The 1,841-nt window shown below is 58.4% G+C and carries 2 protein-coding genes; both read left to right on the forward strand.

Annotation, left to right across the window (positions count from 1 at the left end):
* On the forward strand, positions 1–360 hold a 360-nt coding region (locus tag IE243_RS21185), incomplete at its 5' end, for an NYN domain-containing protein (RefSeq protein ID WP_191321300.1).
* Positions 361–432: 72 nt separating this feature from the next.
* Entirely contained in the window at positions 433–1,731 is a 1,299-nt protein-coding gene (locus IE243_RS21190) for an ActS/PrrB/RegB family redox-sensitive histidine kinase (protein WP_191321301.1), read from the forward strand.
* Positions 1,732–1,841: the final 110 nt, after the last annotated feature.

Raw genomic sequence — 1,841 nt, forward strand, 5'->3', positions numbered from 1 at the left:
ACCTACAACCACTACCGGGTCGTATCGAAAATCGCCAAAGAGTACGAAACCCACTTCGGCGGCAGACGCCTGAAGGGCAACATGGACGTCGAAATTGCAGTCGACGCTCTCGATATCTCTCCACACATCGACCACCTCATCCTGTTTACCGGCGACGGCGATTTCCGGCGCCTGATCGAGGCCATTCAGGACAAGGGACGCCGCGTCACAGTTGTCTCAAGCCTCAGGACGCAGCCCATGATGCTCTCCGACGCGCTCAGGCGGCAGGCGGACAATTTCATCGATCTGGCTGACATCAAAGAAAGCATCAGCCGTCCAGCGTCCTACGCTGTTCAGTATCCCCACCAGCACTCTGCGTGACCCTCCGCCGGGTCACTTGCCGAATAAGCAAACCCCCGGGTATGCACCCTGCCAGACCCACCGGAAGCTGTTATGCCGAACACCTCTTACCACGCACCCTACAGTGTGCGGCTAGACACCCTAATCACCCTGCGTTGGCTCATGATCGGCGGGCAGGCAATCGTACTGCTGACCGTGTACCTTGGACTAGGGTTTGCGCTGCACCTGCGCGCCTGCCTGCTTCTTGTCAGCATCGGCGCTATTTCAAATATCGTTCTCCAGAAGCACTACCCACAGCAGCACAGGCTCCACCAAAATGGAGCCGCAACGCTTTTCGCAAGCGACATCCTCATTTTCACCCTGCTTCTTCACCAGACCGGCGGCCTGTCCAATCCATTCGCCATTATGTACGTCGGCCCGGCGATTATCAGCGCCGCAGTGCTCTCACCCTCACGGACAGCGCTTCTCGGCACGCTGACGGTTGCATGCTCAACCCTCCTCCTTTTTGATTCAGAGCCCCTTCCCTGGGTGCCTGGAGAGGAATACCGGACTCCGATACTGCACCTCGCAGGCATATGGACAGCAATCCTCCTGACCCTGCTGTTCTCCTCCATGTTCACACTCAAAGTGGCCGAGGAGGCGCGAAAGCTTTCCAGCGCATTGCTCTCAACGGAACGGATCATCGAACGCGAGCAGCACCTTTTCCGCCTCGATGGCCTCGCCGCGGCCGCCGCGCACGAGCTCGGAACACCTCTCACCACCATTGCCCTCGTGGCTCACGAAATGGCAAGCGCCCCATCTGCCGACCTGGACGCGCGCTCCGATCTCAAACTCATTCTTGATGAAGTCGACCGCTGCCGGAAAATCCTGACAAAACTGACGGAACGGGACGAACGATCCGACGAATTTCTCGACCACCTGTCGCTGGACGTCTTCATTGACCAGGTAGTATCCGACAATCACAGATCCTCACGCGAAATATCCTTCACCAAATCCGGCGAGGGTCCAGAGCCTCTAGCCGTGAGAACTCCGGCGATCATTCATGCCCTGACCAACATCCTCGACAATGCAGCCGAATTCGCCCGCACCCAGGTTGCCATTCACGCCATCTGGAACCCGACCCACATAGCACTTGAAATCAAGGATGATGGCCCTGGGTTCCAGCCAGACGTAATTGACCGGATCGGCGATCCATACGTGTCGACGAGACGGACGAAAGACCGCGGAGAGCATTCGCGCGAAGGCGGCGGACTGGGCCTGGGGATGTTCATTGCAAAGACGCTGCTCGAACGAAGCGGCGCCCTGATCACCTTCCAGAACGCTCCCTTGCCTGCAACTGGCGCCGTGACCCGCATCGTATGGCCCCGTCACGCACTCACCGCAGACACATGAAAAAACCGGCCAAACCAGGCCGGCTTTCTCAAACCACCGTCAATTCGGACCGGCTCAGATCAATGCCTCACCCCGGAGAAGCAGTGAGCCATTCCCGACACCAACCTTGA

This window comes from Camelimonas fluminis, from assembly GCF_014656355.1.
GTDB lineage: Bacteria > Pseudomonadota > Alphaproteobacteria > Rhizobiales > Beijerinckiaceae > Camelimonas > Camelimonas fluminis.